This window comes from Frigoribacterium sp. R86507, from assembly GCF_044597695.1.
GTDB lineage: Bacteria > Actinomycetota > Actinomycetes > Actinomycetales > Microbacteriaceae > Frigoribacterium.
On sequence record NZ_CP139002.1, the window covers coordinates 3,353,721 to 3,361,636 of the forward strand.

At 57.5% G+C, this 7,916-nt stretch carries 3 rRNA genes; all 3 read right to left on the minus strand.

Going from position 1 to position 7,916, the window contains the following annotated elements:
• Positions 1 to 102: 102 nt before the first annotated feature.
• Positions 103 to 219 (minus strand): 5S ribosomal RNA (gene rrf / locus SJY14_RS15840).
• 158 nt (positions 220 to 377) lie between these two features.
• A 23S ribosomal RNA gene (locus tag SJY14_RS15845) occupies positions 378 to 3,500 on the minus strand.
• Between the two features lie 467 nt (positions 3,501 to 3,967).
• Positions 3,968 to 5,487, minus strand: a 16S ribosomal RNA gene (locus SJY14_RS15850).
• Together the 16S, 23S and 5S rRNA genes form the textbook arrangement of a ribosomal RNA operon.
• Positions 5,488 to 7,916: the final 2,429 nt, after the last annotated feature.

A 7,916-nucleotide genomic window follows, 5' to 3' on the forward strand; every position in this document is an offset into this window, starting at 1 on the left:
GATCTTACCGGGGTCTACCAGCTGATCAGCGTTAAACGCGGAAAGGCCCCTTCCGAGGAAGGGGCCTTTCTGGTGTTGCATGTGCTCTTCGCACTAAAAGGAGTCCGGCGGTGTCCTACTCTCCCACAAGGTCCCCCTTGCAGTACCATCGGCGCTGAGAGTCTTAGCTTCCGGGTTCGGAATGTGACCGGGCGTTTCCCTCTCGCTATGGCCGCCGAAACATTTACCACACACCATTACTGGTGGTGAAGTCTGTTTTTAGACCATGCACCCGCCCCGGAGGACGGATGAGTGTTCTGTTGAGTTGTTCCCGACCGTATTTCGGGAACCACATAGTGGACGCAAGCAGCTTTCCCCCACCTCTACAGGGAGGGAGTGTTGTCAAGTTATCGGCTTATTAGTACCGGTCAGCTCCATGGGTCGTTAGTCCCCACTTCCACATCCGGCCTATCAACCCAGTAGTCTAGCTGGGAGCCTCTCACCCCTAAGGGTATGGAAATCTCATCTCGAAGCCGGCTTCCCGCTTAGATGCTTTCAGCGGTTATCCGTTCCGAACGTAGCTAATCAGCGGTGCCCTTGGCAGGACAACTGACACACCAGAGGTTCGTCCATCCCGGTCCTCTCGTACTAGGGATAGATCTTCTCAAATTTCCTACGCGCGCAGCGGATAGGGACCGAACTGTCTCACGACGTTCTAAACCCAGCTCGCGTACCGCTTTAATGGGCGAACAGCCCAACCCTTGGGACCTACTCCAGCCCCAGGATGCGACGAGCCGACATCGAGGTGCCAAACCATGCCGTCGATATGGACTCTTGGGCAAGATCAGCCTGTTATCCCCGAGGTACCTTTTATCCGTTGAGCGACAGCGCTTCCACAAGCCACTGCCGGATCACTAGTCCCGACTTTCGTCCCTGCTCGACTTGTCAGTCTCACAGTCAAGCTCCCTTGTGCACTTACACTCGACACCTGATTGCCAACCAGGTTGAGGGAACCTTTGGGCGCCTCCGTTACTTTTTGGGAGGCAACCGCCCCAGTTAAACTACCCACCAGGCACTGTCCCAGAACCGGATCACGGTTCGTAGTTAGATATCCAAAGTGACCAGAGTGGTATTTCAACAATGACTCCACCTGAACTAGCGTCCAAGCTTCACAGTCTCCCACCTATCCTACACAAGCCACTCCGAACACCAATACCAAGCTGTAGTAAAGGTCACGGGGTCTTTCCGTCCTGCTGCGCGTAACGAGCATCTTTACTCGTAGTGCAATTTCGCCGAGTTCGCGGTTGAGACAGCTGGGAAGTCGTTACGCCATTCGTGCAGGTCGGAACTTACCCGACAAGGAATTTCGCTACCTTAGGATGGTTATAGTTACCACCGCCGTTTACTGGGGCTTAAATTCTCAGCTTCGCTTGCGCTAACCGTTCCTCTTAACCTTCCAGCACCGGGCAGGCGTCAGTCCGTATACATCGTCTTGCGACTTGGCACGGACCTGTGTTTTTAGTAAACAGTCGCTTCCCACTGGTCTCTGCGGCCTTTCCCGCTCCGGGAGTAAATCCCATCACGGTTCCGGCCCCCCTTCTCCCGAAGTTACGGGGGCATTTTGCCGAGTTCCTTAACCACGATTCTCTCGATCTCCTTGGTATTCTCTACCTGACCACCTGAGTCGGTTTGGGGTACGGGCGGCTTGAACCTCACGTCGATGCTTTTCTCGGCAGCATAGGATCACTGATTTCCCCCAATCGGGGTACGCATCGGATCTCAGGCGCATTGACGACGGATTTGCCTATCGTCAGCCCTACATCCTTACACCAGGTTCACCTTACGGATACCATCGCCTGGCTCAGCTACCTTCCTGCGTCACACCTGTTAAGACGTTAACCGCACCAGCATGGGGTCGAGCGTTAGACCGGCCGGCATCACCCCGAAGGGATCCACTCAGCCGGGTTAGGACTCTTAGCACCACTGGATTAGCTTGGGCGGTTCTTCGCCGGTACGGGAATATCAACCCGTTGTCCATCGACTACGCCTGTCGGCCTCGCCTTAGGTCCCGACTTACCCAGGGCGGATTAACCTGGCCCTGGAACCCTTGGTCTTTCGGAGGACGGGTTTCTCACCCGTCTTTCGCTACTCATGCCTGCATTCTCACTCGTGTGGCCTCCACGGCTGGTTTACACCGCCGCTTCACTGGCCACACGACGCTCTCCTACCACTCCGTACGACTGAACCACGAAGGCTTGTCTATAATACGAAATCTACAACTTCGGTGGTGTGCTTGAGCCCCGTTACATTGTCGGCGCGGAATCACTTGACCAGTGAGCTATTACGCACTCTTTCAAGGGTGGCTGCTTCTAAGCCAACCTCCTGGTTGTCTATGCAACTCCACATCCTTTCCCACTTAGCACACGCTTAGGGACCTTAGTTGGTAGTCTGGGTTGTTTCCCTCTCGACGATGAAGCTTATCCCCCACCGTCTCACTGCTGCGCTCTCACTTACCGGCATTCGGAGTTTGGCTGACGTCAGTAAGCTTTTGGGCCCCATCGGCCATCCAGTAGCTCTACCTCCGGCAAGAAACACGCAACGCTGCACCTAAATGCATTTCGGAGAGAACCAGCTATCACGAAGTTTGATTGGCCTTTCACCCCTATCCACAGCTCATCCCCTCAGTTTTCAACCTAAGTGGGTTCGGTCCTCCACGACGTCTTACCGTCGCTTCAACCTGGCCATGGATAGATCACTTCGCTTCGGGTCTAGGACATGCGACTGGATCGCCCTATTAAGACTCGCTTTCGCTACGGCTACCCCACACGGGTTAACCTCGCCACATATCGCTAACTCGCAGGCTCATTCTTCAAAAGGCACGCTGTCACCCCTACAAGGAGGCTCCAACGGTTTGTAAGCAAACGGTTTCAGGTACTATTTCACTCCCCTCCCGGGGTACTTTTCACCTTTCCCTCACGGTACTTGTCCGCTATCGGTCATCTGGGAGTATTTAGGCTTATCAGGTGGTCCTGACAGATTCACACGGGATTTCTCGGGCCCCGAGCTACTTGGGATCCCCATTCAGCCAGCGCCAGCATTTCGGCTACGGGGTTCGCACCCTCTATGACCAGCCATTCAAAGCTGTTCGCCTATACTGCGCTGTAACTGTCCCTGTCCGGCAGAACAGGACAACGGGTCCCACAACCCCGACCATGCAACGACCGCCGTCTATCACACATGACCGGTTTAGCCTCTTCCGATTTCGCTCGCCACTACTGACGGAATCACTGTTGTTTTCTCTTCCTGTGGGTACTGAGATGTTTCACTTCCCCACGTTCCCTCTACCCGCCCTATATATTCAGGCGGGAGTCACCAGACATAACGCCTGGCGGGGTTTCCCCATTCGGAAATCCTCGGATCAGGGCTCGATTATCAGCTCCCCGAGGCTTATCGCAGATTTCTACGTCCTTCTTCGGCTCCAGATGCCAAGGCATCCACCGTTTGCTCTTAGAAACTTGACCACAAAGTTGCTGCCAGCCAAAGACTGACAGCTCAGTGTTATCTCATTCGCCAACCACACCCCAAAGGGCGGATTGGTCTAAGAAATTGCACTTAGTATCACAAACAACAACCAACCCGAAGGCCGGCCCTGCTTGCGACTAAGATGCTCGCGTCCACTGTGTAGTTCTCAAAATACGGGCGGCACCATGAACACCCTGCAAGTGATGCAGGACCTTCATGGCCCAGAGGAAAAACAACCACACAAAGTGTGGAAGCTTGGTCCCTCAGGACCCAACAGCGTGCACACCCCTCACCCCGAACACCCTCACCTTCCAAACACCCGAAGATGCCGTACTAGCGCTGATGCTCTTCATGAAGAGCCATTGTCAATGTTCCACCCATGAGCGCCGGCCGAAGACATTCGCTTCGAAACCGACTTGACTCGTTGACCCCCGTGTATACCGCGGGGCGAGTACATGCTCCTTAGAAAGGAGGTGATCCAGCCGCACCTTCCGGTACGGCTACCTTGTTACGACTTAGTCCTAATCACCGATCCCACCTTCGACAGCTCCATCCACAAGGGTTAGGCCACTGGCTTCGGGTGTTACCGACTTTCATGACTTGACGGGCGGTGTGTACAAGGCCCGGGAACGTATTCACCGCAGCGTTGCTGATCTGCGATTACTAGCGACTCCGACTTCATGAGGTCGAGTTGCAGACCTCAATCCGAACTGAGACCGGCTTTTTGGGATTCGCTCCACCTTACGGTATCGCAGCCCTTTGTACCGGCCATTGTAGCATGCGTGAAGCCCAAGACATAAGGGGCATGATGATTTGACGTCATCCCCACCTTCCTCCGAGTTGACCCCGGCAGTCTCCTATGAGTTCCCACCATAACGTGCTGGCAACATAGAACGAGGGTTGCGCTCGTTGCGGGACTTAACCCAACATCTCACGACACGAGCTGACGACAACCATGCACCACCTGTATACCGACCTTGCGGGGCGACCATCTCTGGACGTTTCCGGTATATGTCAAGCCTTGGTAAGGTTCTTCGCGTTGCATCGAATTAATCCGCATGCTCCGCCGCTTGTGCGGGCCCCCGTCAATTCCTTTGAGTTTTAGCCTTGCGGCCGTACTCCCCAGGCGGGGAACTTAATGCGTTAGCTGCGACACGGAGACCGTGGAATGGCCCCCACATCTAGTTCCCAACGTTTACGGCATGGACTACCAGGGTATCTAATCCTGTTCGCTCCCCATGCTTTCGCTCCTCAGCGTCAGTTACGGCCCAGAGATCTGCCTTCGCCATCGGTGTTCCTCCTGATATCTGCGCATTCCACCGCTACACCAGGAATTCCAATCTCCCCTACCGCACTCTAGTCTGCCCGTACCCACTGCAGGCTGGGGGTTGAGCCCCCAGATTTCACAGCAGACGCGACAAACCGCCTACGAGCTCTTTACGCCCAATAATTCCGGACAACGCTTGCACCCTACGTATTACCGCGGCTGCTGGCACGTAGTTAGCCGGTGCTTTTTCTGCAGGTACCGTCACTTTCGCTTCTTCCCTACTAAAAGAGGTTTACAACCCGAAGGCCGTCATCCCTCACGCGGCGTTGCTGCATCAGGCTTTCGCCCATTGTGCAATATTCCCCACTGCTGCCTCCCGTAGGAGTCTGGGCCGTGTCTCAGTCCCAGTGTGGCCGGTCACCCTCTCAGGCCGGCTACCCGTCGTCGCCTTGGTGAGCCATTACCTCACCAACTAGCTGATAGGCCGCGAGTCCATCCTTGACCAAAATTCTTTCCAACTCCTAGCCATGCGGCTGAAGCTCGTATCCGGTATTAGACGCCATTTCTAGCGCTTATCCCAGAGTCAAGGGCAGGTTACTCACGTGTTACTCACCCGTTCGCCACTAATCCCTGGAGCAAGCTCCAGTTCATCGTTCGACTTGCATGTGTTAAGCACGCCGCCAGCGTTCGTCCTGAGCCAGGATCAAACTCTCCGTAAAAGAAAAAACAGCACAACCGGAATAGGCCATGACTGCTGAATTTGATGCTGACTAAAGAACAAAACAATCTGACGATTGTTGTTGTCCATCAATCTCAAAGAAACCTAAACACCACTCACAACCCCACCAAAAGATGAGACCACAAGCAATGCCAGGGTATAATTTGGCATTTGACAATGTGCACGCTGTTGAGTTCTCAAGGACCAAACGCACCCGAGTCCCGGCCAATAAGACCATCGCTCGAAGCTGCTGTGGAACCGTACCACCCCGTTGGACCAAGCCAAAACGACTCGATTTCCGATCCCCACCACGTGAAGACCAGCACCTGGCCTAAACCAGAGGATGGATTTGAAACCCTACCACACGAATCTCAAGCCGCAAACGACTCGATCTCGGGGAGGATGTCACCACTTGAGGCCGGGAAGCTCCGGATCGGGACCATCTCTGATCGCTGTCCTAGCCGCTCCGCCGCACCTTTGGGCTGACTCGGATTACTTTACACAGACCCCCGCCCCCACCCCCAAACTCCCTGCATCCCGGGCGTGTCGCGCCAGGGGCTTCTGCGGCACCAAGGATCTGCACTTCCGCACCCGGGACCCATGGCATGGATCGAAACACATCTCCCAGTCGAGCGAGAAAGCACCCTGGGCCCTGTGTTCGTCAGCACTCCCTGGGCATCAACCCCCGATGTGTTCCCACGTCCATCTGCCCGATCGGTCCCGTGCTTGACGCCTGGCGCGCGAAGCACCGACTCACGAGAGTGGCACCGACGCCACGGGCCTCCTGGGCCACCGCCGACGACAACCCTCGCAGGTCTGGCCTTCGATGAGAGTTCCCAGACGCAACAGACCACGACCCGGATCGCGGACGGATCACTCGAACCAGTTGTGACAGTCCAATCACGCGGGTCAGCTCGCCAAGCTCGCCCGGGAGAGCCCCGAAGCCGCCGGCTTGTCCTAACGGGTCAAGACGTTGGCGACACTTCGAAGCTTGTGTGAGAAGGAGATCTCTTGGCTTGGGTGGAGCTGCCTACTGCTCCCCACCCTCGCCAGACAGTCTTGACTCCCGTTGTCGTGCATGTCCGGCCGCAGCGTCGCCCCATCACCGCGCGTCGAGCAATGGCGGGCCGTCGCGCACGGCGTGCTTGGCGTGCATGGCGTGCATGGCGTGCATGGCGTGCATGGCGTGCATGGCGGGAGGCAATCACGTAGCTCACGTCAGTGAAGTCAAGGCCGGCCACCCCGGGTCGCACTGCCGACCATCCGAGTCTTGAGGGTCGGTCGACCAGTCCTGCGCGGATGGCCTCGGCGACGAAGAAAGCCGCAGCCCGAAGCTGCTGTGCTCTGGGCTCGGGGCTGGCTCCTGCCCGGGCCGGCGACGCCGTGGCAGTGGCCGCGAGCCCAGAAGGATGTTCCCCGCGTAGACGGTCTCCCGGAACGGCAGAGGGAGCCAGGTCCTACCCCTGGTCGCCGATGACGGGAGACTCGGTCCGAACGTCACGTACCGGAGAGAACCGGCAGGACCGAGGTCGGCCGAGGTGAACGGGCCCTCGTCGATGTCACGGGACTCTGCGACAAGTCGATGGGCGGAGCTTGTCGTATCCACGGAAGAACGGAAGCGTCGACCGACGAGGCAACGAACCGGATCGGCACCGATGACGTGCGCCCGCGGTCGATGACCGTGCGCGCCTGGCTCACGCCGAGACCCGTACCGAGGAAAAGGACGCCACCGAAGCGACCTTCCCCACCAGATCGGCCGCCTCTTCCACACCCCTCGTCATCGAGAGCGATGCCTGTGTCATCTTTCCCACCGAGCCGGCCTATCTAGAATCAGCCGCAACCGCTGCGGCGCCAAACGAACTCGGTGCAGCTCAAGAATCGGTCAAGCCGCCTCGACCCTGTCAGGACGGAAGGTCACATGGTGCGATCGCACGGTCGCTGTCGGATGGGCCCATCGGGAAGCGCTCGACTGGAGCGACGCCCGAACTGATGTGCCGGGCGCTCGCATGGAGCACTACGACAGTGGACGAATCCTCTCGAGCCAGGCACTCACGCCCGTGCCCCTGATGTCACCAACCGAAGAACCGATTCATGCCGGCTCCCGTCCGTCCGAACAGGAGACGCTCGGCGCAGGAGGGCGCTGCCTCGCACGCAGCCGGAGTTGTCGCGCAAGATGCGCCCCGTTTGGCGACCCTCGACTTCATGCCCGAGAGGCGGCTGGCTGCAGCGTTGCGCTGACGCCGCTCGAGCTCGGTGCTCGACTGCGGCGAACGACTTGGCCCCGTCATGCCGGTGCCAGGATTCCTCTCGTGCGCCCCAAGCGTGAAAGACGCACCCACCGCTTACACGCCACGCGATGTCCTCAGCGTTAAACGCGGAAAGGCCCCTTCCGAGGAAGGGGCCTTTCTGGTGTTGCATGTGCTCTTCGCA